This window comes from Micromonospora sp. WMMD975 (assembly GCF_029581215.1).
Classification (GTDB): domain Bacteria; phylum Actinomycetota; class Actinomycetes; order Mycobacteriales; family Micromonosporaceae; genus Micromonospora.
Window position 1 is genome coordinate 398,893 of record NZ_CP120739.1, and the last position, 22,821, is coordinate 421,713.

General features: G+C 74.2%; 22 protein-coding genes, 3 tRNA genes and 1 pseudogene. 17 read left to right on the forward strand and 9 right to left on the reverse strand.

Going from position 1 to position 22,821, the window contains the following annotated elements:
- Positions 1–2: 2 nt before the first annotated feature.
- The 3 genes from O7613_RS01835 (at position 3) to O7613_RS01845 (ending at position 2,027) form a co-directional block, all read left to right on the forward strand.
- The gene (locus O7613_RS01835; RefSeq protein WP_281584515.1) at positions 3–293 is read left to right on the forward strand and encodes a hypothetical protein; all 291 of its coding nucleotides are present in this window, start codon (positions 3–5) and stop codon (positions 291–293) included.
- 9 nt (positions 294–302) lie between these two features.
- Positions 303–728: an alternative ribosome rescue aminoacyl-tRNA hydrolase ArfB gene (arfB, locus tag O7613_RS01840; protein ID WP_281584514.1), complete on the forward strand. Its 426-nt coding sequence runs from the start codon at positions 303–305 to the stop codon at positions 726–728.
- Positions 729–869: 141 nt separating this feature from the next.
- Positions 870–2,027 carry a cellulose binding domain-containing protein gene (locus tag O7613_RS01845; RefSeq protein ID WP_282291712.1) on the forward strand — a complete coding sequence of 386 codons (1,158 nt, stop codon included), beginning with the start codon at positions 870–872 and terminating at the stop codon, positions 2,025–2,027.
- A 73-nt stretch (positions 2,028–2,100) separates the two neighbouring features.
- Here O7613_RS01845 and O7613_RS01850 read toward each other — a convergent pair whose 3' ends face one another.
- Positions 2,101–2,979: a 3-methyladenine DNA glycosylase gene (locus O7613_RS01850; protein WP_282291713.1), complete on the reverse strand. Its 879-nt coding sequence runs from the start codon at positions 2,977–2,979 to the stop codon at positions 2,101–2,103.
- A gap of 34 nt (positions 2,980–3,013) precedes the next feature.
- Positions 3,014–4,444, reverse strand: a complete 1,431-nt coding sequence (locus tag O7613_RS01855) for a hypothetical protein (RefSeq protein ID WP_282291714.1) — start codon at positions 4,442–4,444, stop codon at positions 3,014–3,016.
- A 176-nt stretch (positions 4,445–4,620) separates the two neighbouring features.
- On the opposite strand from O7613_RS01855, the gene O7613_RS01860 reads away from it, so the two are divergent.
- The 4 genes from O7613_RS01860 (at position 4,621) to O7613_RS01875 (ending at position 5,972) form a co-directional block, all read left to right on the forward strand.
- Positions 4,621–5,424, forward strand: a complete 804-nt coding sequence (locus O7613_RS01860; RefSeq protein WP_281584510.1) for a fumarylacetoacetate hydrolase family protein — start codon at positions 4,621–4,623, stop codon at positions 5,422–5,424.
- 108 nt (positions 5,425–5,532) lie between these two features.
- Positions 5,533–5,604, forward strand: a tRNA-Gln gene (locus O7613_RS01865).
- Between the two features lie 74 nt (positions 5,605–5,678).
- A tRNA-Glu gene (locus tag O7613_RS01870) sits at positions 5,679–5,751 on the forward strand.
- A gap of 148 nt (positions 5,752–5,899) precedes the next feature.
- A tRNA-Glu gene (locus O7613_RS01875) sits at positions 5,900–5,972 on the forward strand.
- A gap of 185 nt (positions 5,973–6,157) precedes the next feature.
- On the opposite strand, the gene O7613_RS01880 is transcribed toward O7613_RS01875, so the two are convergent.
- Positions 6,158–6,844, reverse strand: coding sequence for an IclR family transcriptional regulator (locus O7613_RS01880; protein WP_281584509.1), 687 nt, complete (start codon positions 6,842–6,844; stop codon positions 6,158–6,160).
- 49 nt (positions 6,845–6,893) lie between these two features.
- On the opposite strand from O7613_RS01880, the gene leuC reads away from it, so the two are divergent.
- The 4 genes from leuC (at position 6,894) to O7613_RS01900 (ending at position 11,794) form a co-directional block, all read left to right on the forward strand.
- A complete protein-coding gene (gene leuC, locus O7613_RS01885; protein WP_281584508.1) occupies positions 6,894–8,336 on the forward strand; it encodes a 3-isopropylmalate dehydratase large subunit in 1,443 nt (480 codons plus the stop codon).
- 13 nt (positions 8,337–8,349) lie between these two features.
- The gene (gene leuD, locus O7613_RS01890) at positions 8,350–8,937 is read left to right on the forward strand and encodes a 3-isopropylmalate dehydratase small subunit (RefSeq protein WP_281584507.1); all 588 of its coding nucleotides are present in this window, start codon (positions 8,350–8,352) and stop codon (positions 8,935–8,937) included.
- 159 nt (positions 8,938–9,096) lie between these two features.
- Positions 9,097–9,738 carry an HU family DNA-binding protein gene (locus O7613_RS01895; protein ID WP_348775410.1) on the forward strand — a complete coding sequence of 214 codons (642 nt, stop codon included), beginning with the start codon at positions 9,097–9,099 and terminating at the stop codon, positions 9,736–9,738.
- Positions 9,739–9,871: 133 nt separating this feature from the next.
- Positions 9,872–11,794 carry an endonuclease/exonuclease/phosphatase family protein gene (locus tag O7613_RS01900; protein WP_282291716.1) on the forward strand — a complete coding sequence of 641 codons (1,923 nt, stop codon included), beginning with the start codon at positions 9,872–9,874 and terminating at the stop codon, positions 11,792–11,794.
- A 75-nt stretch (positions 11,795–11,869) separates the two neighbouring features.
- Here O7613_RS01900 and O7613_RS01905 read toward each other — a convergent pair whose 3' ends face one another.
- The 4 genes and pseudogenes from O7613_RS01905 to cofC form a co-directional block, all read right to left on the reverse strand.
- On the reverse strand, positions 11,870–12,751 hold the full coding sequence (locus O7613_RS01905) for an NUDIX hydrolase (protein ID WP_282291718.1): 882 nt from the start codon (positions 12,749–12,751) through the stop codon (positions 11,870–11,872).
- A 27-nt stretch (positions 12,752–12,778) separates the two neighbouring features.
- Positions 12,779–15,073, reverse strand: coding sequence for an RNA degradosome polyphosphate kinase (locus tag O7613_RS01910; RefSeq protein WP_281584504.1), 2,295 nt, complete (start codon positions 15,071–15,073; stop codon positions 12,779–12,781).
- Between the two features lie 54 nt (positions 15,074–15,127).
- Positions 15,128–15,325: a cold-shock protein gene (locus O7613_RS01915; RefSeq protein ID WP_281590460.1), complete on the reverse strand. Its 198-nt coding sequence runs from the start codon at positions 15,323–15,325 to the stop codon at positions 15,128–15,130.
- Between the two features lie 39 nt (positions 15,326–15,364).
- Positions 15,365–15,973: pseudogene (gene cofC, locus O7613_RS01920) on the reverse strand (2-phospho-L-lactate guanylyltransferase); the annotation flags it as partial.
- A 96-nt stretch (positions 15,974–16,069) separates the two neighbouring features.
- On the opposite strand from cofC, the gene O7613_RS01925 reads away from it, so the two are divergent.
- From O7613_RS01925 to O7613_RS01945, 5 genes are all read left to right on the forward strand, one after another.
- On the forward strand, positions 16,070–16,795 hold the full coding sequence (locus O7613_RS01925) for a lysophospholipid acyltransferase family protein (RefSeq protein ID WP_281584503.1): 726 nt from the start codon (positions 16,070–16,072) through the stop codon (positions 16,793–16,795).
- Positions 16,792–17,799: an NAD(P)H-dependent glycerol-3-phosphate dehydrogenase gene (locus O7613_RS01930; RefSeq protein ID WP_281584502.1), complete on the forward strand. Its 1,008-nt coding sequence runs from the start codon at positions 16,792–16,794 to the stop codon at positions 17,797–17,799. The genes O7613_RS01925 and O7613_RS01930 overlap by 4 nt, the downstream gene beginning before the upstream one ends.
- Complete coding sequence (locus tag O7613_RS01935) at positions 17,796–18,914, forward strand: cystathionine gamma-lyase (protein ID WP_282291719.1); 1,119 nt, start codon at positions 17,796–17,798, stop codon at positions 18,912–18,914. The genes O7613_RS01930 and O7613_RS01935 overlap by 4 nt, the downstream gene beginning before the upstream one ends.
- A 172-nt stretch (positions 18,915–19,086) precedes the next feature.
- The gene (locus tag O7613_RS01940) at positions 19,087–19,878 is read left to right on the forward strand and encodes a putative protein N(5)-glutamine methyltransferase (protein WP_282291720.1); all 792 of its coding nucleotides are present in this window, start codon (positions 19,087–19,089) and stop codon (positions 19,876–19,878) included.
- Positions 19,879–19,945: 67 nt separating this feature from the next.
- Positions 19,946–20,980 (forward strand): ROK family protein, encoded by a 1,035-nt coding sequence (locus tag O7613_RS01945; protein WP_282291721.1) that lies wholly within the window; start codon positions 19,946–19,948, stop codon positions 20,978–20,980.
- A gap of 68 nt (positions 20,981–21,048) precedes the next feature.
- Here O7613_RS01945 and O7613_RS01950 read toward each other — a convergent pair whose 3' ends face one another.
- Positions 21,049–21,252, reverse strand: coding sequence for a DUF397 domain-containing protein (locus tag O7613_RS01950; RefSeq protein ID WP_281584498.1), 204 nt, complete (start codon positions 21,250–21,252; stop codon positions 21,049–21,051).
- Between the two features lie 4 nt (positions 21,253–21,256).
- Positions 21,257–22,102 (reverse strand): helix-turn-helix transcriptional regulator, encoded by an 846-nt coding sequence (locus O7613_RS01955; protein ID WP_282291722.1) that lies wholly within the window; start codon positions 22,100–22,102, stop codon positions 21,257–21,259.
- A 277-nt stretch (positions 22,103–22,379) separates the two neighbouring features.
- Here O7613_RS01955 and O7613_RS01960 point away from each other — a divergent pair, with 277 nt between their 5' ends.
- On the forward strand, positions 22,380–22,610 hold the full coding sequence (locus tag O7613_RS01960) for a hypothetical protein (protein WP_281584496.1): 231 nt from the start codon (positions 22,380–22,382) through the stop codon (positions 22,608–22,610).
- Positions 22,611–22,821: the final 211 nt, after the last annotated feature.

A 22,821-nucleotide genomic window follows, 5' to 3' on the forward strand; every position in this document is an offset into this window, starting at 1 on the left:
AGGTGGAGCAAGCTGTCATCGCGGCCCTCCTGCTGGTGGGCCTGGTCATCGGCGCCGGAGTCGGCGCGTCGTACGCCCGCGCCAAGCGTGGCTGGAAGGACTATCAGACGGTCCGGACCAGCGTGCCGGGCGCGCGGCGCAACGCGTGGGCCGCGATCCGGGGCGTGGCCGTCAAGGCCGCCGTGATCGCCCTGCTGCTGGTCGGCGCCGCCGCGTACGCGGCGTCCGGCTCCGGCGAGGAACGGGCCAGTCCCACCCCGACCGCCACCACGAGTCACCGTCCGGGACGCTAGCCTCGGGGCGTGGACGACGGACTGCGGGTGACCGACCGGCTCGTGGTGCCGGCCGCCGAGCTGCGGGAGCGGTTCTCCCGGTCCTCCGGGCCGGGCGGGCAGGGCGTCAACACCACCGACTCGCGGGTGGAGCTGAGCTTCGACCTGGCCGGCTCGCCGAGCGTGCCGGAGGCGCTGCGGGAACGGGCCCTGGGCCGGCTCGCCGGCCGGCTCGTCGACGGCGTGCTGACGGTGGCCGCGAGCGAGCACCGCGCGCAACTGGCCAACCGGGAGGCGGCCCGGGAGCGGATGGCCGCGCTGCTGCGCGAGGCGGTCGCCCCGCCGCCGAAGGCACGCCGGCCGACCCGACCGTCCCGGGGCGCCAAGGAGCGCCGCCTCGCTGAGAAGAAGCGCCAGTCCCAGCGCAAGCGTGACCGCCGGGTGGACGGCGACTGACCGTGTCGATCCTCGCGCCCGAGTGGACCCGACATCGGGGCCGCCCGGAGGGTTGAGTCGCGGGCGTCGAAGCGCTTCAATGCGTACGGGAGCGTCAGGGCCGTCACCGTTGATCCGTCACGTGACAGGAGTCCCCACCGCATGTCCCGAAACCGCCTGCGCGCCGCGCTGACCGCGCTCGCCGCGCTGCTGCCCGTCCTCGGCCTCGGCCTCGCCCTCACCTCCGCCACCGTGCCGGCCGCCGCGGCCGTCGCCCCGATCCGTGTCATGCCGCTCGGCGACTCCATCACCGGATCGCCCGGCTGCTGGCGCGCCGTGCTCTGGAACCGCCTCCAGTCCACCGGCTACACCGACGTCGACTTCGTCGGCACGCTCGGCCCGCAGGGCTGCGGCACGCCCTACGACGGCGACAACGAGGGCCACGGCGGCTACCTGGCGACGAACATCGCCAACCAGAACCTGCTGCCCGGCTGGCTCGCCGCCACCCACCCGGACGTGGTGCTGATGCACCTCGGCACCAACGACGTGTGGAGCAACATCGCGCCGAGCACGATCCTGGCCGCGTACTCGAAGTTGGTGGACCAGATGCGGGCCGCCAACCCGGCCACCACCGTGCTGGTCGCAAAGATCATCCCGATGAACCCGGCGAGCTGCGCCGAGTGCGGGCAGCGGACCGTCGCGCTCAACGCCGCCATCGACGGCTGGGCGGCGGGGAAGACCACCGCCGCCTCGCCGATCGTGGTGGTGGACCAGTGGACCGGCTTCAGCACCGCCACCGACACGTACGACGGGGTGCACCCCAACGCCGCCGGTGACCAGAAGATGTCCGACAGGTGGTATCCGGCGCTGACCGCCGCGCTGCGCCGGCCGAGCCCGACGCCCACCGGTCCGCCGAACCCGACCGACAGCCCGTCGCCCACGCTCACCCCGTCACCGACCTGGAGCCCGACCGGCCCACCGCACCCGACCGACTACCCGTCCCCGACCCGCACCATGGGCGGCTGCACAGCCACCTGGCGCACCGTGGGGCAGTGGCCGGGCGGCTTCCAGGCCGAGGTGACCGTCCGCAACACCGGCGGGGTGGCGATCCCGTCCTGGGTGGTCCGCTTCTCGTTCCCCGGCGACCAGCAGCTCAACCAGGCATGGAATGCCCAGGTGGCGCAGAGTGGGGCGGCGGTGGTCGCCCGCAGCGCGAGCTACAACGGCGCGCTCGCCCCGGGCGCCGAGGCGACGTTCGGCTTCCTGGCCACCGGCGCGGTCCCCAACCCGCCGCCGACGCCGGTCTGCACCCTCGGCTGACCGCGCGCGTCCGGCCGGCTCCGCCTCGGCGGGGTCGGTCGGCTCGGTCTCGGCGGGGTCGGTCGGACGGGCGTCAGGTCTGATCGGACCGGTCCAGCGCGGCCAGCAGGCGGGCCCGCAACACGGCGGCCCGCTCGGCGAACCCGCGCTGGGCGGTGGCGTACTCGGCCCGGCCCTCCGGCGTCTCCACCTGCACCGGCGGGTGGCCCAGGTCGGCCAGATCGTAGGGGCTCGCCCGCATGTCCAGGGTCCGGATCTCCCGGGCCAGCGCGAACGCGTCCGCCACCAGCTCCGACGGCACCAGCGGGGAGAGCTTGTACGACCACTTGTAGAGGTCCATATTGGCGTGCAGACAGCCCGGCTGCTCCAACTCGTGCTGGCGCTCCCGGGTCGGCTGGAGCACATTGAGCGGCCGGGCCGGCGCGGTGAAGAAGCGGAACGCGTCGAAGTGGCTGCACCGGACGCCCCGCTCCTCGACCACCGCCGCGGTCGCCTCCGGACCCAGCCGCAGCGGCCAGGCGTTGTGCCGCACCTGCTCCTGGTTCTGCCGGTAGACCATCGCCCACTCGTGCATGCCGAAGCAGCCGAACTGCGCCGGCCGGCCGGCGGTGGCGGCCAGCAGCGTACGGATCCAGCCGATCGACTCGGCGCGACGTGCGCGTACCCGATCGGTGTCGAGGGTGAGCCCGGCGGCGCCGGCGGTGTAGTCCGGGCCGAACTCCGCCGGGTCGGCGTCGCGCAGCGTCACGCCCGCGCCCGGATGCCAGCGGCGTAGCTGGGCCGGGCGATGCGAGTAGTAGGTGAAGAGGAAGTCCTCCACCGGGTGCCGTCCGCCGGTGCGGCGGCGGGCCAGGTGCGGCGCCAGCCAGGCGTCCGCCCGCCGCTCGTGGTCGCGCCGGCGGGCCCGCCAGTCGGCCGCGTCGAGCACGGCGGGGGCGAGGGCGGCGGTCACGAACCCAGGGTACGCACCGCCGCCCGGCCCCCGATCAGTCCACGTCCACCCGCACACCGGCGGAGAACACGCCGCTACGCAGCTCCAACTGCTTCGGCGGCTGCGTCCCGGGCACGGTGAACACGAGCGGCAGCAGCACCCGCCGGCCGGCGGCCACCGGTTGGGCGAACACGTCCCGGCCCAGGTTCGCGACCCGGGTGGCGTCCTCGTCGGCGGCCACCCAGTTGCCGCTCGGCAGGTACGCGCGCTGCAACTGCCCGTGCCACGTCTGCTGCTCGGACGTGACGTTGCGCACGCCGACCGTGGCCAGGCAGGGCCGCCCGCCGCCCGGAGCGGTCGGCACGACACCCGTGCCGCAGCTCATCCGGTAGACGGTGAACTCGAACGCGGTCTCCCGCAGCGACACGCCCATCGTCCCGGTGACGCTGCTGCCCACCCACGCGCCGCTCGTCGGCTGTTTGGTGGTGTCCATCGCCGAGACCCGCTGCGTGGCGCTCCACGCCGCCGCGCCCACCACGCCGGCCAGCACCGCCGCCGCCAGGCCCACCGCCACCCAGACCGGCGGCCGACGGCGGCGGGACGCGGGCGTGGGAAGCGCCGGGCGCGGGTAGACGGTGCCCCGGTCGGCCGGACCGCCCACCCGGGCACCGACCGCGTCGGTCGGGCCGGTCGGGCCTGCGCCGGTCGGGCCTGCGCCGGACGTGGCGGCGGTGGCCGTCGCCGGGCCGGTGCGCTGCCGGCGTCGCCGGACCGCCCACCAGATCGCCCCGCCGGCCAGCACCAGCAACGCGGTGAGCGCGGCCAGCAGCACCGGCGGGCGGCGCCAGGCCGGGGCCGCCGCTTGTGGCGCGGTCGGTGCCGTGGCCGCGCCCACCCAGGTCGCCGTGGCGCAGTCGTACGGGCGGGTGCCGTCGGTGCCGTAGACGCAGGCGGGAGCCGTGACCGCGGTGTCCGGACCGGTCACCGCCAGCGCGGTGTGCAGCGTGGTGGTGCTCCGCGCCGGCAGCCGCAGTCGCCAGACGATCGCGCCGCCGCCGCTCACCCCGCCCGTGCCGGTGGCCCGCCCGCCGCCGGTCACCGTGGTTGCCCGGGCGCCGCCCGGCATCTCCTGCCGGACCATCGTCTCGACCATGCCCGTACCGGCGTTGCGGACCTCGATCCGGTAACCCGGCGCCGGGGTGCCGGCCGCGCCGACGGCCACGCTCACCGGCGGCATCGACGGTTGCACCGGCGCCGGGCCGGTGGTCGGCACCGCCGGGGGCACCGCCGGCACGCCGGTCGGGATCGGGGTGGCCGCCGCGGCGGGCCGGGCGGGTGCGGCCACCACGGCCGGTGGTGGAGCCGACGGGACGGGCGCGGCGGTCGCCCGGAGCGCCGCCGGGGTCAGCGCCGGCACGGCGGCGATGACGCCGAGGCAGTTCACCAGCACTGCCAGGGTCCTGTGGTGTCGTCTCGATGCAGGCATACCAACGAACCTCCGGTCCCGAAGCTATGGGCCGGGGCCTGCCGGGCGGGTACGAAGCCGCCATTCCCGCCCGGGCCGGCGGGATCCGGCGTACCCTCGCGCCCTTTTCCGATCGTGCCGGGCGTCACCCGCCGGTGTCCGACGGCAGGCCCGCCGGGCGGGGATAGATTGGCCGGGTGCGTATCGCTCGTTTCGCTCATGCCAAGGGAATGTCGTTCGGGGTCGTCGAGGGCGAGATGGAGGCCGGGCCGCAGGGCCTGACCATCGCCGAGATCGAGGGCCACCCGTTCGGGCAGATCCAGTTCTCCGGCGCCCGCTGGGCGCTCTCCGACGTACGGCTGCTCTCGCCGATCCTGCCCAGCAAGGTGGTGTGTGTCGGCCGCAACTATGCCGAGCACGCCGCCGAGCACGGCAGCGAGGTGCCGAAGGAGCCGCTGCTCTTCCTCAAGCCGTCCACGTCGGTGATCGGCCCGCGGGACGCGATCCGGTTGCCGATCTTCTCGAAGCAGGTCGAGCACGAGGCGGAGCTCGCCGTGGTGATCGGCGCTCCCGGCGCGCGCCGCGCCGACCGGGCCGCCGCCGAGCGGGCCATCTTCGGTTACACCTGCGCCAACGACGTGACCGCGCGGGATCTCCAGCGCTCGGACGGGCAGTGGACCCGGGCCAAGGGCTTCGACTCGTTCTGCCCGATCGGGCCGTGGATCACCACCGGGTTGGACGTCCGTGACCTGGAGGTGCGCTGCGAGGTGGGTCGCAACCCGGAGGAGATGGAGGTACGCCAGCTCGGCCGCACCAAGGACATGGTCTTCGACGTGCCCGGCCTGGTGTCGTACATCTCTCACGTGATGACGCTGCTTCCCGGCGACGTGGTCCTCACCGGCACGCCGGCGGGGGTTAGCCCGCTCACCGAGGGGGATACGGTGACGGTGCGGATCGAGGGGATCGGGGAGCTCAGCAACCCGGTGGTTCCGGTCGCCTGATCCGGTCCGATGGCCCCGTTTTCGCAGCTCAGGTGCGGTTCGGGAGGTTGGATTTGGCCTGTCGGCACGGGAAGGGTAAAGTTCACTCCCGGCGCCGCAAGGGGCCAATGGGGTATGGGGTAATTGGCAGCCCGACTGATTCTGGTTCAGTTAGTCTAGGTTCGAGTCCTGGTACCCCAGCGCAGCCGCGGGTTCGTGAGGATCCCGGCCGCTGGATTCTGGCAGTTGCCGCTGCCGGAGTGCACGAAAGTTCTGGCCCCGTCGTCTAGTGGCCCAGGACGCCGCCCTCTCAAGGCGGTAGCGCCGGTTCGAATCCGGTCGGGGCTACAGCACCGCCAGCCCGTCCCGTTTTCCGGGGCGGGCTGTTCTGTTTGTCCGTGGTGCCGGGGGTGACCCCCCACGGCGGCGCTGAAGCTGGTGCCGCTAGACTACTGCCGCACCGCCCGCGAGGGTTGGTGAAGCAGGAAAAGTGCCTGGCCCCGTCGTCTAGTGGCCCAGGACGCCGCCCTCTCAAGGCGGTAGCGCCGGTTCGAATCCGGTCGGGGCTACGTATCGGACGGCCCGTCTCGCTCCGCGAGGCGGGCCGTCCGCCTCCCCCGCTCTCCCCACCCCCCCGGGGCCCCGCCCCCCGCCGCGTTGATCATGAAGTTGGCGGCATTTTTGATCTCCCTGACTGCCGCCAACTTCATGATCAACGCGGCGGGGGGCGGGGGTGGGGCGGGGTGTGGGTGGGTCAGAGGCCGGAGAGGCGTTGGCCGGCTCGGACCACGGCCATGGCGTGGCGTTCGCCGGGGCGGCGGCCGAGGCGCTCGATCGGGCCCGAGATGCTGACCGCGGCGATCACCCGGCCCGTCCGGTCCCGGATCGGGGCCGAGACGCTCGCCACACCGGCCTCCCGCTCGGCCACGCTCTGGGCCCAGCCGCGCCGGCGCACCTCGGCGAGGGTGCGGCCGGTGAACTTGGACCGGGGGAGCAGCGGCATGACCGCCTCCGGTGGCTCCCAGGCGAGCAGGATCTGCGCCGCCGAACCCGCCGTCATCGGCAGCACCGAGCCGACGGGCACGGTGTCCCGCAGGCCGCTGGCACGCTCGGCGGCGGCCACGCAGATGCGCTCGTCGGCGCGGCGCAGGTAGAGCTGGGCGCTCTCCCCGGTGGCGTCGCGCAGCGCGGAGAGCAGGGGCTCGGCCGCGGTGAGCAGCACGTCCGGCGCCGCGTTGGCCAGCTCGCCCAGGCGTGGGCCCGGGCGCCATCGGCCCTGCGTGTCCCGGACAAGCATCCGGTGGATCTCCAGCGCCTGCGCCAACCGGTGTGCGGTGGCTCGGGGCAGCTTGGTGCGTTCAACGAGTTCGGCCAGGCTGGCGCCGTCGACACAGGCGGCCAGGATGACCACCGCCTTGTCGAGAACGCCGACACCGCTCATACTGTGTCCCACAAGCCGAAATTTACCTCCCAGAATTTAGGATGTCCAGATGGTGGGAGTCACTCAACCGAGGACCCTGGCCGAGAAGGTCTGGGACGCACACGTGGTCCGCGCCGCCGACGGCGAGCCGGACCTGCTCTTCATCGACCTGCACCTGCTGCACGAGGTCACCAGCCCGCAGGCGTTCGACGGCCTGCGCCTGGCCGGCCGCGGCGTCCGCCGGACCGACCTGACGATCGCGACCGAGGACCACAACACCCCGACCGGGTACGACGACCCGGCGTTCCGCGCCCGACGCGGCGACCTGCTCACGATCGCGGACCCCACCTCCCGCACCCAGATCGAGACGCTGCGCCGCAACTGCGCCGAGTTCGGCGTACGGCTGCACCCGCTGGGCGACGAGAACCAGGGGATCGTGCACGTCATCGGCCCGCAGCTCGGTCTCACCCAGCCGGGCATGACGATCGTCTGCGGCGACTCGCACACCGCCACCCACGGCGCGTTCGGCGCGCTCGCGTTCGGCATCGGCACCAGCGAGGTCGAGCACGTGCTCGCCACCCAGACGCTGCCGCAGGCCCGGCCGAAGACCATGGCGGTCAACGTCGTCGGCGAGCTGGCGCCCGGCGTCACCGCCAAGGACCTGGTGCTCGCGCTGATCGCGCAGGTGGGCACCGGCGGCGGGCGCGGCCACATCGTCGAGTACCGGGGCGAGGCGATCCGCGACCTCTCCATGGAGGGGCGGATGACGATCGCCAACATGTCCATCGAGTGGGGCGCCAAGGCCGGCATGATCGCGCCGGACGAGACCACGTTCGCGTACCTGAAGGGGCGGCCCAACGCGCCCCAGGGCGCCGACTGGGACGCGGCGCTCGAACACTGGCGGACGCTGCCCACCGACGAGGGGGCGACGTTCGACACCGAGGTCACGCTGGACGCGAGTCGGATCACCCCGTTCGTCACCTGGGGCACCAACCCCGGTCAGGGCGTGCCGCTGGGCGCGACCGTGCCGGACCCGGAGGAGTTCCTCACCGAGCCGGAGCGGGTCGCCGCCCGCCGGGCGCTGGAATACATGGACCTCACCCCGGGCACGCCGCTGCGTGACCTCGCCGTGGACGTGGTCTTCGTCGGCTCCTGCACCAACGGGCGGCTGGAGGACCTGCGGGCCGCCGCCGACGTGCTGCGCGGTCGCCGGGTCGCCGACGGCGTACGCATGCTCGTGGTCCCCGGCTCCGCCGCGGTCCGGGAGGCGGCCGAGATCGAAGGGCTGGACCAGGTGTTCACCGACGCGGGCGCCGAGTGGCGGTTCGCCGGCTGCTCGATGTGCCTCGGCATGAACCCCGACACGCTGAAGCCGGGTGAGCGCTCGGCCTCGACCTCCAACCGAAACTTCGAGGGCCGCCAGGGCCGGGGCGGGCGTACCCATCTGGTGTCCCCGCCGGTCGCCGCCGCCACCGCCGTGGTCGGCCGGCTGGCCGCCCCCGCCGACCTGTAGAAGGGCAGCCGAGATGGACAAGTTCACCGCACACACCGGCACCGCCGTGCCGCTGCGCCGGTCCAACGTGGACACCGATCAGATCATCCCCGCGGTGTACCTCAAGCGGGTGACCCGGACGGGTTTCGCCGACGGGCTCTTCAACGCGTGGCGGGAGGACCCGTCATTCGTGCTCAACAACCCCGCCTATTCGGGAGCGTCGATTCTCGTCGCCGGTCCCGAGTTCGGCACCGGCTCGTCCCGCGAGCACGCCGTCTGGGCGCTGCGGGACTGGGGCTTCCGGGCGGTGATCTCGCCCCGCTTCGGTGACATCTTCCGGGGCAACGCCCTGAAGGAAGGTCTCCTTCCGGTGGAGCTGGAATTGAAAGCTGTCGAGGAATTGTGGGATCTGGTGGAGTCCGAACCGACCACTCCCATCACGGTCGACCTCACCGCCCGCGAGGTCCACGCCGGTGACGCCACCTGGACCTTCCCGCTCGACGACCACAGCCGGTGGCGGCTGATGGAGGGCTTGGACGACATTGGACTCACCCTCCGCCACGAGGCGGAGATCGGCGCGTACGAGGCCACCCGACCGGCGTTCCTGCCCTCGATCGCCTGACCGCGGACCCCATTTCGCCCCCACCGGCCCGCCGGTGGGGGCGAATCCGTTGCGACACAAGGGGTTTTTTCCACCGAATGTTTGTGTCCAGGCAGCACAGGGCATACGGTGCGCGCAGAATGGCTCGCGTCGAGTCAGTTGCACAATCGGGAGGAAGTCGTGAACAAGGCCGAGCTCATCGAGGCGCTCGCCGTTCGCCTGGGGGACCGGAAAACGGCGACGGCCGCGCTCGACGCGGTTCTCGCTGAGGTCCAGGCGGCGGTCACCAAGGGCGAGAAGGTGGCGATCACCGGTTTCGGAGCGTTCGAGAAGCGCGTTCGGGGGGCCCGAACAGCTCGCAACCCGCGGACCGGCGAGGCGGTGAAGGTCAAGAAGACCTCCGTCCCGACCTTCCGGGCGGGTGCGGGCTTCAAGGAGATGGTGGCCAGCGGCAAGGTTCCGAAGGACACCAGCGCCGCGAAGAAGACCACCGGAGCCGCCAAGACCACGGCGGCGAAGAAGACCACGGCGGCGAAGACCACCGGGGCCGCCAAGAAGACCACGGCGGCGAAGGCCACCAAGACCACCGCGAGCAAGAAGGCCGCGCCGGCCAAGAAGACCGCCGCGACCAAGACGGCCGCGGCGGCGAAGAAGACGACCGCGGCGAAGTCCGCCACGGCCAAGAAGACGACCGCGGCCAAGAAGACGACCGCGGCCAAGAAGACGACCGCGGCGAAGTCCGCAACCGCCAAGAAGACCACGGCGGCGAAGAAGGCGCCCGCGAAGAAGGCGCCGGCCAAGAAGGCCGCCAGCCGACGCTGACCGGACGGCCCACCCGAGGGCGCCCACCGTTCGCGGTGGGCGCCCTCGTGCGTGGGTACGCGTTGACCGGCCGCCGCACCGGCCCGCAGAATCGCCGTGCCGAATCCCCCGCCGGTCACGAGAAGAGGCGCCCGTGCGGCACCGTCACCTCTCCACCCTCACGCTCGCCCTGGGCGTCGCGGTTCTGCTGGACGTGCTGCGGGTCTGGCTCCCGTCGGTCATCACCCTCTTCGGCCGGGCCGCCGAAACTCCCGCCGAGATGTTGGGCGCCTTCGCGCTCGGCTGGTTCGTGCTCGCCCTGGCCGCGCCCACCCTCGTACGCCGGCTCGGCGCCCGCCCGGTCGGCCTCGCCGCGGCCGGCGTGCTCGCCGCCGCCCGGCTGGCGCTGACCGCCGGACCGGGCGGCGCGGCGCAGCTCTGGCTCGCGTGTGTCGGGCTGCTCGCCGGCCTGGTCTGGCTCGCCGCCACCGCGGCGCTTGTGGACCGGCCGGTTCCCGGGCTGGCGCTCGGCCTGGCCGGACAGGCAACCGGGCACGCCCTGCTCGGCACCGAGGATCTGGTCTGGCGCGGCGGGACGAGCGGCTGGACCCTGAGCTGCCTGCTGGTGCTGTCGTTCCTGGCCGCCACCGCGCTGGGGTCGTGGCAACGGCCCGGGACACCGGCGTCGTCCGGGTCCGACCCGGCACCGCCGCCGTCGACGGACGGGCGTCGGGCGTGGTTGCTGTGCGGTCCGGCGCTGTTGCTGGCCAACCAGATCGCGCTCGCCCCGGCGGTATGGGCCGCCGCCTCGGGCACCGGCTCGTCCGGCTTTCCCGGCCTGTCCCACGCGCCTGGCGGCGCCGCGCCGTTCGGCGCGTTCGCAGTCGCGCTGTTCCTGCTGGCCGCCCTGTACCGGCCACCGGCCCGGCTGGCGCGGGTGCTCTGGCCGGTCGCCGTGTTCGCCGGGGCGGTGCTGTTCGCGGCCGGGCGGCTCGTGCCGGCGTACCTGCTCACCGCCGCCGGACTCGGGGGCTGCCTGGCGCTCAGCGACGCGGCCGGGGCCGGCGACCAGGTCACGGGAGCGCGGGCGGCGCAGCGGCGCGGTCGCGCGGCGGTCGTCGGGATGGTGGTCTTCGCGGTGGCCACGGTGGTCTACTACGCCGCCTACGACCTGGGGTACCCCAACGGGTGGGTACCGATCGTCACGGCGGTCCTCGTCGTTCTGGTGGCGCTGGCCGGGCCGCCCTGGTCGCCGGTGGCGCTGCCCGAGCCGGCCCGGCGGTGGAGCACCTTCGCGCTGGTGCTGCTGACCGCGTTCGGGCCGCTGTTCCATCGCCCGCCGCCACCCGCGCCGCGACCGGTGAGCCCACCGGCCGTGATCCGGGTGGCCGCGTACAACATCCGGATGGGTTTCGGCCTGGACGGCCGGTTGGACCTCGACGCGGTGGCCCGGGTGCTGCGCGGGGCGGACGTGGTGCTGCTCAGCGAGGTCGACCGGGGCTGGTGGCTCAACGGCGGCCACGACACGCTGGCGCTGTTGGCGGCCCGGCTGCGGATGCCGTACGTCTTCGCGCCCGCCGCCGACCCGCTCTGGGGCGACGCGGTGCTCAGCCGCTTTCCGGCGCGCTCCGCCCGGAGCCGCGCGCTGGCCGGGCACGGCGCACCGACCGGCGCGCAGGCCCTCGGCGTCACGCTCGACCTCGGCGGTCGCGAGCTGGCCGTGGTCGCCACCCACCTGCAACCGCCACCCGGTCGGGACCCGGTGGAGCAGGCCCGGGAGGTGGCCGCGTTCGCCCGCGGGTACGCGGCCGGCCGGCCGCTGGTGCTCGGCGGCGACCTGAACACCGAGCCGGACGATGCGGCGTTCGCCGAGTTCACCCGCGCCGGCCTGGCGGACGCGCTGGCCGCGGCCCGGCCGCTGTGGACCAGCCCGGCGGACGAGCCGCGCACCCAGATCGACCACGTCTTCGTCTCGCCGGGCCTGACGACCGGCGAGGCGGGCGCCCCGCGCACCGAGGCCAGCGACCACCTCCCGGTCCGGGTCACGGTGGCGCTGCCCGGCCCGCCTGCGCGTTAGGCGGGGGCCCCGCTTAACCGGCGGGGTTAAGCGGGGGCCCCGCCTATACCGAATGCGTTAAGCGGGGCCCCCGCCTTACAACCGGTCGGGGGTGAGGAGGCGGTCGCCGGTGAACGCGAGCAGCCAGCCGCCGCCCTTGGCGGTGGTGAAGTCGTCGGCGCGGCCGGTGAGCCGTTCCAGCGCGCCCGGAATCACCTTGCCCTGGCTGCACACCGCCACCGACTCGGCGGCGTCGGCCAACGCGGTCAGCCGCGCGGCGGCGGCAAGCGCGCACTCCGCGGCCTGCTGGCCCGGCTTCGGCTCGTCCAGGTCGCCGCAGACCTCGATCGGCAGGTCCAGCCGGGCCGCCGCCGGATCCAGCGTCTGCACGCACCGGCGGGCCGACGCGGAGAGCAGGCGCGCCGGGCGGACCAGGGCCACCAGCGGGACCAGCGCCCGGGCCTGCGCCCAGCCCTCGGCATCGAGCGGCCGGCCGTCGTCCGGACCGGACCAGGTGCCCCGCCTGCCGGCGTGCGCGTGCCGGACCAGCAGCACCGTCGCGGTGACCGGCGGCAGCGCCGCGAACGCGCCGATCACCTCGGCGTCGTGCGGGTAGCTGACCCGGCGGGCCGCGGCGTCGACCGGGAACCAGGCCACCTCGTCCACCTCGGTGTCGGGCTGGAAGCCACCGCTGCCGACGGCCCGCATCGACCACCAGTCGACCGCCTTGGCGCGGCCCTCGCTGCGGTAGCGGACCGTGGGCAGCCGCACCTGCGGCACCGCCCGGACGTCGGTCTCCTCGGCCACCTCCCGCACGGCGGCCACAAGCGGGTGCTCGCCGGCGTCCAACTTGCCCTTCGGCAGCGACCAGTCGCCGTACCGGGGCCGGTGCACCAGGCAGATCTCGACGCCGGTGGGACCCGGGCGCCAGACGACCCCGCCCGCCGCCCGGATCCGCACCGGCTCGTCATCGCTCATCGGATCACCGTATGCCGCCCGACCCGTTCAGTCCGCCCGGCCGCCGACGCGGCGCAGCAGCAGGTCCTGGAGGTGGGTGAGCGGCTCGTCGCCGGTACGTCGGCGCCAGGTGCCGTCCGGGGCCAGTTCGAACGCGTCCACCTCCGGGTCGAACGCGGCGGTGAGCACGTGGTCCAGTTCGGCCCGGGCCACCGGGTCGCTCACCTGCACCAGCGCCTCCACCCGGCGGTCCAGGTTGCGGTGCATCAGGTCGGCCGAGCCCATCCAGAACTCCGCGTCGCCGCTGTTGCCGAATCGGAAGATGCGCGAGTGTTCCAGGAACCGTCCGAGGATGGAACGGACCCGGATGTTCTCCGACAGCCCCGGCACGCCCGGACGGAGCGTGCACATGCCCCGGATCAGCAGGTCCACGTGCACCCCGGCCCGGGACGCCCGGTAGAGCGCGTCGGTGATCTCCTCGTCGACGAGCGCGTTCACCTTGAACTGCACCAGACCCGGCATGCCCAGCCGGACGTGTTCGATCTCCCGGTCGATCCGTTCGATCAGGCCGCTGCGGATGCCCTGCGGCGCGACCAGCAGTCGCCGGAAGGCGGTCTGCCGGCTGTAGCCGGTGAGCACGTTGAACAGGTCGGTCAGGTCGGCCCCGATCTCCGGGTCGGCGGTGAGCATCCCGAAGTCCTCGTAGAGCCGGGCCGTCTTCGGGTGGTAGTTGCCGGTGCCGATGTGGCAGTAGCGCCGGATCTGGTTGCCCTCCTGCCGCACCACGAGCGCGGTCTTGCAGTGCGTCTTCAGACCCACCAGGCCGTAGACCACGTGGCAGCCGGCCCGCTCCAGTGTGCGCGCCCACCCGATGTTGGCGACCTCGTCGAAGCGTGCCTTCAACTCGACGAGCACCACCACCTGCTTGCCGGCGGCGGCGGCGTCGACGAGCGCGTCCACGATCGGGGAGTCGCCGCTGGTGCGGTAGAGCGTCTGCTTGATGGCGAGCACGTTCGGGTCGCCCGCGGCCTGCTCGACGAAGCGTTGCACGCTCGTCGCGAACGAGTGGTAGGGGTGGTGCACGAGCACGTCGCCGTCGCGCAGGGTGGCGAAGACGCTGCGTGGCACCTCGCCCTCGGTGAGGCGGGGGTGGGTGGCCGGCACGAACGGCCGGTCCTTCAGGTCGGGGCGGTCGGCCTCGCCGTACACCTGCCAGAGCGCGGAGAGGTCGAGCAGGCCGCGGACCCGCAGCACGTCCTGGTCGTCCACGTCCAGCTCGCGGACGAGCAGCTCAAGCATGTGGTCGGAGATGGAGGCGGCCACCTCCAGCCGCACCGGCGGGCCGAACCGGCGCCGGGCCAGCTCCCGTTCGAGGGCCTGGAGCAGGTCCTCGTCGCGGTCCTCGTCGACCTCCACCTCGGCGTTGCGGGTGACCCGGAACAGGTGGCACTCGACCACCTGCATGCCGGAGAAGAGTTGGCCGAGGTGGACCGAGATGAGGTCCTCCACGGGCAGGAACCGGACGCCGGGCCGGTCCCGGGCGACCCGGACGAACCGGGGCACGTTGTTCGGCACCTTGACCCGGGCGAACAACTCCGAGCCGCCGTCCGGGTCGCGTACCGAGACGGCCAGGTTCAGCGACCGGCCGGAGATGTAGGGGAAGGGGTGCGCCGGGTCGACCGCGAGCGGGGTGAGCACCGGGAAGATGTGCTCCCGGAACCAGGTGCGCAGCCGCTCCCGCTCGGCGTCGTCCAGGTCGCTCCAGCGCAGGATGCGCACGTCTTCCTCGGCGAGCTTGGGCAGCACGTCGTCGACGAAGCAGGCGGCGTGCCGGGTGACCAGGTCGGCGGCCTTCTCGGTGATCAGTTCGAGCTGGGTGCGCAGCGGCAGCCGGTCGCCGCCGCGCACCGGCAGGCCGGCGGAGAGCCGTCGCTTCAGCCCGGCCACCCGGACCATGTAGAACTCGTCCAGGTTGCCGGCGAAGATGGCCAGGAACTTGGCCCGCTCCAGCAGCGGCGTCCGGAGGTCCTCGGCGAGCGCCAGCACCCGCGCGTTGAAGTCGAGCCAGGACAGCTCCCGGTTGAGGAAGCGGTCCTCCGGCAGTGGCTCCGCGGGCGGTGGTTCGTCGTCCGGGCCGGCGACCGGGCCGGGCCCCTCGACCGGGTCGAGGGGATCGTCCAGCCCGCTGGCGCCGGCGGCGTCCGGGTCGGCGTCGAGGCGTTCCTCGGGCGGGCGGGTGGGCCGGAATCGCCCGTCCGGGCCGCGCGTCGGGCGGCCGTTGCGGGGCGCGTCGGGGTCGAGGAGGGGCGGCGGTGGGTCGGCGGGCTCGCGAGGGGTGCTCACCTCTTCATGATTCCCTGACGAGGGTGAACAGAAAATGAACTCCGGCCAGGTCGGTCAGGCCATTGTCGGCAGGGTCACCCGGATGATCTCGCCGGCGGCGTCCCGCTCCACCCGCACCCGCTGCCCGAGCCGCAGCAGGCGCAGCCCGGAGGCGTCGAAGGCGCGGGCCGGGAAGGCCAGCTCGGTCCCGTCGTCGAGCAGCAGCACCCCGCTGCGGGTCGACGCGTCGAAGGTGGCCACCGTGCCCTGCATGCCAGCACCGTACCGGACCGGGACGTCACGCCGGGCCAGCAGCGCGCCCGTGCGCGGACCCACCCCGAGCCCGACGGCGGTGGCCAGGTCGGCCGCGGTGTCCACGTCCCGGCGCAGGCTGGGCCAGTCGCCGACCAGCGGCAGCGCCCCGCTCGCCGCGTGCGCGGCAGCCGATCCGGGCCCGAACCGGGGCGCCAGCGGCACCCCGGCCGGCGCGGCCAGCAACACGGTGCCGTCGCCCGGGGCGTCGGCCGCGAACCCGCGTACCCCCTCGGCCGCGCGCAGCGCCGCGGCCAGCTCGGCCGGGCGCAGCGCGGGCAGGTCCGCGGTGACGCCGGCCACCGCGGCGCGCGGCCCGGCCACCTCCGCGCCGTGCCGGAAGGCCGCGTTGAGCCCGGCCGCCGGGTCGGTCGCGACCCGGGCGCCCGCCGTGGTCACCGCCGCGGTCACCCGCGGGTCGTCGGTGACCACGAGCACCCGACCGACCGCCGGACACGCGAGCGCCGCGCCGACCGTGTCGGCCGCCAGGGCCAGCGCCAGTTCCTCATGGGGTACGCCGGGCAGCGCGCCCCGCAGGCGGCTCTTCGCCGCCCCGAGGCGCTTCACCGGCATCACCACGGTCCAGCTCGGCTCAGGCACGGTGACCATCCTGCCAGCGGGGGCGGTGGCACCCGCACTGGCCGGACCGGGGGCGAGCAGGCATGATTCTCTCCCGGGGCGCGTGGGGCGGAACGAGGAGGCAGGGTGGCACCGCGGAGGCTGGGATTCTGGCAACGGTTCGCCGTGGTGCTGGTGAAGCCGGTGTTGACCGTCTGGACCCGGCGCACCTGGCGGGGCATGGAGCACCTGCGGCGCGACGGCGGCATCATCATCGTGCCCAACCACATCTCGCACGCCGACCCGCTGGTCTCCGCGCACTTCATCCACGACGCCGGGCGCTGGCCGCAGTTCCTCGGCAAGGCAAGCGTGTTCCGGGTGCCGGTGGTCGGCTGGATCCTGCACCGGTGCAAGCAGATCCCGGTCGAGCGGGGCAGCGTCGAGGCGGTCAAGTCGCTGGACAAGCTGATCGCCGCGCTGGACGAGGGAGGCGCCGTGGTGATCTACCCGGAGGGCACCACCACCCGGGAGCCGGACCTGTGGCCGATGAAGGGCAAGACCGGCGCGGCCCGGCTGGCGCTGGCCACCGGCGCCCCGGTGATCCCGGTGGCCATGGTCGGACCGGAGCGGATGTTCGACCCTCGCACGGCCCGGATCGGGCTGCGCCCGCGTACCCCGGTGACGGTGGTCGCCGGGCCGCCTGTCGACCTGGGCCGGTGGGCCGGCGCCACGCCGACCCGGGCGATCCTGGAGGAGATGACGGACACCATCATGCTGCGGATCCGGGATCTGGTCGCGGAGATCCGCGGCGGCACACCACCGCCGCTCTGGCAGCGGCCGGCCCGCACCGGCACGCCGGAGGTCGCCGAATGAGCGGGCACGTCGCGGTGCTCGGCGCGGGGTCCTGGGGGACCGCGTTCGCCAAGATCCTCGCCGACGCCGGGCGGGACGTGACCGTGCTGGCCCGCCGCGCCGCGGTGGCGGAGGCGATCCGGACCGGGCGGCACAACCCGGAGTACCTGCCGGACGTGCGCCTGCCCGAGCGGGTCACCGCCACCGGCGACGCCGCCGAGGCGATCGAGGGCGCCGAGGTGGTGGTGCTCTCGGTGCCGTCGCAGACGCTGCGCGGCAACCTCGCCGAGTGGACGCCCCACCTGGCGCCCGACGCCACGCTCGTGTCCCTGATGAAGGGCATCGAGCTGGGCACCACCAAGCGGATGAGTCAGGTGATCGTGGAGACGGCCGGGGTGCCGGCCGACCGCGTGGTCGTCGTCTCCGGACCGAACCTGGCCCCGGAGATCGCCGCCGAGCAGCCGGCCGCCACCGTGGTCGCCGGCACCGACAGCCGGCGTACGGCGCTGGTCCAGGCGTCGATCCGGACGCCCTACCTCCGCCCGTACACCAACGACGACGTGATCGGCTGCGAGCTGGGCGGGGCGGTGAAGAACGTGATCGCGCTGTCGTACGGCATCGCCACCGCGATGGGCTTCGGCGACAACACCCGGGCCATGCTGATGACCCGCGGCCTGGCCGAGACCGCCCGCCTGGGCGTGGCGCTCGGCGCCGACCCGATCACCTTCGCCGGGCTGGCCGGCATGGGCGACCTGGTCGCCTCCTGCTCCTCGCCGCTGGCCCGCAACCGCACCTTCGGCGAGCACCTGGGCCGGGGCGAGACGCTGGAGCAGGCTCAGGCGGCCACCAGGCAGACCGCCGAGGGCGTGAAGAGCTGCCTGGCCATCCGGGACCTGGCCCGGGCGCACGGGGTGGAGATGCCGATCACCGAGCAGATCGAGCGGATCTGCCACGAGGGGATGGACCCGCGCCTGGCCGTGGACGCGCTGATGAGCCGCACCGCCAAGCCGGAGTCGTACGAGTGAGTGCCGACTGGGGAGACGGCACCCGCAGCGTGCACGCCGGGCTGCCCGAGCCCGCGCCCGGCCGGCCGTTCCTGCCCGGCCCGGTCTTCGCCGCGCCCTACCACCTGGACCCGTGGCGCGGGCCGGCGGCGGCCCCCGACGGGTACGGGCGGCCGGACAACCCGACCCGCCGGCTCCTGGAGGCGGCGATCGGCGAGTTGGAGGGCGGCGACTGCCGGGTCTTCGCCAGCGGCCAGGCGGCCATCACCGGGCTGCTGCTGACCGTGCTGCGCCCCGGTGACACCGTGTTGCTCCCCGCCGACGGCTACTTCCCGGTGCGGGCGTTCGCCACCGACACGCTGGAGCGCGTCGGGGTGCGCGTCGGCTTCGTGCCGACCGCCGGGCCGTACCCGTCGTTCGACGGCGTCCGGCTGGTGTTGCTGGAGACGCCGGCGAACCCCGGGCTCGACGTCGCCGACGTGCCGGCGCTGGCCACCGCGGCACACGCCGCGGGCACGCTGCTGGCGGTCGACAACACCACCGCGACGCCGCTCGGCCAGCGTCCGCTGGACCTCGGCGCGGACGTGGTGGTCGCGTCCGGCACGAAGGCGCTCACCGGCCACTCCGACCTGCTGCTCGGCTACGTGGCCACGCGCGAGGTCGCGCTGCGCGACGCGGTGACCGCCTGGCGGACCACCACCGGCGGGGTGCCAGGCGCGTTCGACTGCTGGCTGGCCCACCGTTCGCTGGCCACCGTCGACCTGCGGCTGGCGCGGCAGAGCGCCAACGCCGAGGCCCTGGCCGGGTTGCTCGCCGGCCGGCCGGACGTCACCGGCCTGCGCTGGCCGGGGCGGCCGGCGGACCCGGCGTACCCGGTGGCGTCGGCGCAGATGCGGCGGATGCCCGGCGTGCTCTCCTTCGACCTGGGCGACGCCGACCGGGTGGCCCGCTTCCTCGACGCGTCCCGCCTGGTGGCCGCCGCCACCTCCTTCGGCGGGCTGCACACCACGGCCGACCGGCGGGCCCAGTGGGGCGACGACACCGCCCCCGGTTTCGTCCGGCTCTCCTGCGGCATCGAGGACAGCGCCGACCTGGTCGCCGACGTGGCCGCCGCGCTCGACGCCGCCACGGGCTGACGCCGGGCCGCGCGCTCCGCTATCGTGACGGGCAGCCACGGCCCGTGCGGCCCCGACCCGAGGAGGTGAGTCCGATCCACAAGCAGAGGACCGGCGCTCCCTCCGAGTCCGTGTCGCCCCGGGGCTGAGGCGACGCCGGGGGCGCCGTCGAGCGTTCCCCGAAAGGCTTGCCATGGCATCCACCGTGTTCACCCCCGACCGTCCCGCCCTCGTCCGCCGGCTGCGCGCCGCCGGTTGCGTCTTCGCCGAGGACGAGGCGGACCTGCTGATCGCCGCCGCCGACTCGGCGCGGGCACTGACCTTCCTCGTCGACCGCCGCGTCGCCGGCCTGCCGTTGGAGCACCTGCTCGGGTGGGCCGAGTTCTGCGGGCGGCGGGTCGTCGTCCACCCCGGCGTCTTCGTCCCGCGCGGGCGTACCGCGCTGCTCGTCGACGCGGCGGTGGCGGTCGCCGGGCCGGCGCCGGCGGTGCTCGACCTGTGCTGCGGCTCCGGCGCCGCCGCGCTGGTGCTGCACGAGCGGCTGGCGCCCCGCTGGCTGGCCGCCGCCGACATCGACCCGGTGGCGGTGGCCTGCGCCCGGCGCAACCTCGACCCGCTGGGCGTGCCGGTCTACCAGGGCGACCTGTTCGACGCGGTGCCCGCCGACCGGCGGGGCCGGCTGGACCTGGTGGTGGCGAACGCCCCGTACGTGCCGAGCGGCGCGGTGGCGACGCTGCCGGCCGAGGCGCGGCTGCACGAGGCCCCGGTGGCACTCGACGGCGGCGCGGACGGGCTGGCGGTGCTGCGTCGGGTGGCCGCCGGCGCGGCCGAGTGGCTGGCCCCGGGCGGGCACCTGGCGGTCGAGGTGAGCGTCGAGCAGGCCCCGACGCTCTGCGCGGTGCTCCGCGCCGCCGGGCTCGATCCGACCGTGGTGCGCGACGAGGAGCGGGAGGCCACCGCCGTGACCGCGCGTCGTCCCGGCTGATCTCCGCGTGGCGGGTGGACCCGCCGGGAACTAACCTCAGGTCAGGCTCGGCGGGGAGGTGGCGGCGGTGGGCAGCGCAGAGGTGCCGGTGGTGGTGGGGCTGGACAACGGCGGCACGAGCAACAACGCCACCGTGCTGACGGTCGACGGCCGGTTCCTGGTGGACGGGCTGCTGGAGATCCCGAGCGAGGTCGGCGCCGGCCCGGAGGCGGCGATCGAGGCCCTCGCGCGGGCGTTCGACGGCGTGCTCGCACACACCGGGGTGCCCCGGGAGCTGGTGCGCGCGGTCGGCCTGGACACGCCCGGCCCGGCGAGCGCCACCGGGGTGATCTCCTCGCGCGGGTCGACGAACTTCGCCCAGCCGGCCTGGCGGGGCTACGACGTGCGCGGCGCGTTGGAGCGGCGGCTCGGCCTGCCGGTGGTGTACGCCAACGACGGCAACGCCGCCGCCCTCTACGCCCACCACGTGCACTTCGGCGCGGACGCGAAGGCACGCTCGTCGGTGTCCGCGATCGTCGGCACCGGCCTGGGTGGGGGCGTGGTGGAGAGCGGTCGGGTGGTCGGCGGCGCGGCCGGCATGGCGGGGGAGTTCGGGCACGTGCACATCCCGCTGGACGGGCTGCTCGAACCGGGGCAGCCGGTGCCGGTCTGTGCCTGCGGCTTCGCCGGTGACGCGGAGAGCGTCGCCTCGCTCACCGCCATCCGGCGCAACCTGTTGCCCTACTGGCTGGCCCGGTATCCCGACCATCCGCTGGCCGCGGAGGACCCCGCCCGGGCCGCGAAGCTGCTGCGCGACCACGGCGAGCGGGGCGACCCGCTGGCCCGCCAGGTGTTCGGCCAGCAGGCCCGGGCGCTGGGGCGGTTGTTCACCATCGCGGCCAACTTCACCGACCCGCACGCGTACTTCGTCGGCGGGGGCGTGGTGGAGGCGGCGCCGGAGTTCCGCGACTGGTTCCTCGCCACCGTCGCGGAGCACACCGTGCTCCGCGACGAGCAGCGCGCGCTCGCCACCTTCGCCCTGGTCCCCGACCGCGACATGGCCGGCGCCCGTGGCGTCGCCATCGCCGCCCTCGACCGGATGAAAGGCGGGGCCCCCGCTTAACGCCTTTGGTAGAGGCGGGGGCCCCGCTTAACACGCGCCGAGCGCGCCGAGCGCGTCGGCCGGCGCGGTCAGGGGCGTGGGGGCGCGGCGGTGAAGGCGGTCCAGGCGGTTGGTGGGAACACCAGCACCGGGCCGGCCGGGTCCTTGGAGTCGCGAACCGCGACCGATCCGGGCCACGGCGCCATCTCGACGCAGGCGCCCTCGTCGCCGCTGTGGCTGCTCTTGCGCCAGCCGGCCGGCGCCGGGGGGTGAGGGCGGTTGGTGTCGTTCATGCGGTCACCTCTCGTTCAGCAGACGGAGGAGCTGGTCCCGACTGGCCGCCGGGCTCAGCGCCACGGTCCGCAGGTGCTCCATGATCTTGGTGCAGGTACGCAGGTCGCCCGGCCGGTCGAGGATCATCTGCCCGGCGACGGTCTCCACCGAGGCGATGATCGGGTCCTCGGGGTCGGCGAACTCCAGGATGTGCAGCGATCCCCGGGTGCCCCGGTGGTACCCGGCGGCCAGCGGGATCACCTGGACGGTGATGTTCGGCAGCTTGGTCATCTTCAGCAGGTGGTGGAGCTGGTCGGACATCACCTGGTGGCTGCCGACCGGGCGCAGCAACGCGCCCTCGTCGATGATGGCGTCGAGGATCGGTGGGTCCTCGCCGGAGATCCGCTGCTGGCGGTCCAGCCGTAGCTGGACGCGTTGTTCCACCTGCTCGTCGCTGAGCGTGTGGGGGCCGCCGCGCATCACCCCGCGGATGTAGTCGGCGGTCTGCAGCAGGCCCGGCACCACCGACGGCTCGAAGTTCGCGATGCCGGTGGCCTCGGCCTCCAGTGCGATGAAGTCGATGGTGCGCCGGTCCAGCAGGTACGAGTAGGAGACCCACCAGCCGGGCTGACGGGCGTCCTTGGCCAGTTGCACGGCCGCGGCGATCTCGTCGGGCTCCACGCCGTAGCAGGTGAGTAACGCGCGCACGGTGGCCGGGCTGACCAGTGTCTGTGCGTTCTCGTAGCGGGACAGCGTGCTCCGGGTGCTGTTGATCTCGTTGGCTGCGGTTTCCAGGGTGAGGCCGGCGGTCTCACGGTGGGTCCGCAGGAGGATGCCGAGCCGTCGGGCCCGGGCGGTCTTCGGCGCCATGCATCGATGGTCGCACATCCGCTGGGAAAACGGGCATGAGAGAAAGCCGATGAGAGTTGCATTCACGGCTGTCCAACTGTCAATCTGTGATGGCGTCCTCACCACCGGTTGTCGTGGCGACGGTGGTGGTGAGCGACCGGAGGGGATGGGGCGCGCGACGATCGGGTTTTACTCCCCCACGACCCGATCGTCGCGTGCCCGTACCGGTCCGCCGAGACGGGAAGGGATTCGCGATGACGGTGACGGCCCGCCGCTCGGGGGACGGAGGTGGCCGGACATGACACCGACCCGGTTCCTCGTGGTCCTCACCGACGTGCGTCCGACGAACGGTCACGCGCGCGACGAACGCAACAGTCCGGAGCGCCGCCGGCAGGTCGTGGGCGCGAGCAGCCGGGAGGCGGCCGACCGGATCGCCGGCGCGTTCATGGCGCTGGGCATGGTGCGGGCCGGCCGGCAACGGGTCAAGGTCATCGCGGTCGGTCGCCGGCCCCGGTACCCGTCCATCTGAACCACACCGGGCCCGACCCTGGAAAACGCGGCGACAGGGTCGGGGAGAGCCGGGCGGCCGGTGGCAGGTCCCGCCACCGGCCGCCCGCGCTGGTTCGCACCGTTACTCCCCGTATAAGGTCTCTTGACCGTTTGCCACGTGCCGCCGCGTCTCGCCGGGTATCGGCCACCGGCTTCGACGACGCACAGTAAGGTCAACCGGGTGAGCGCCA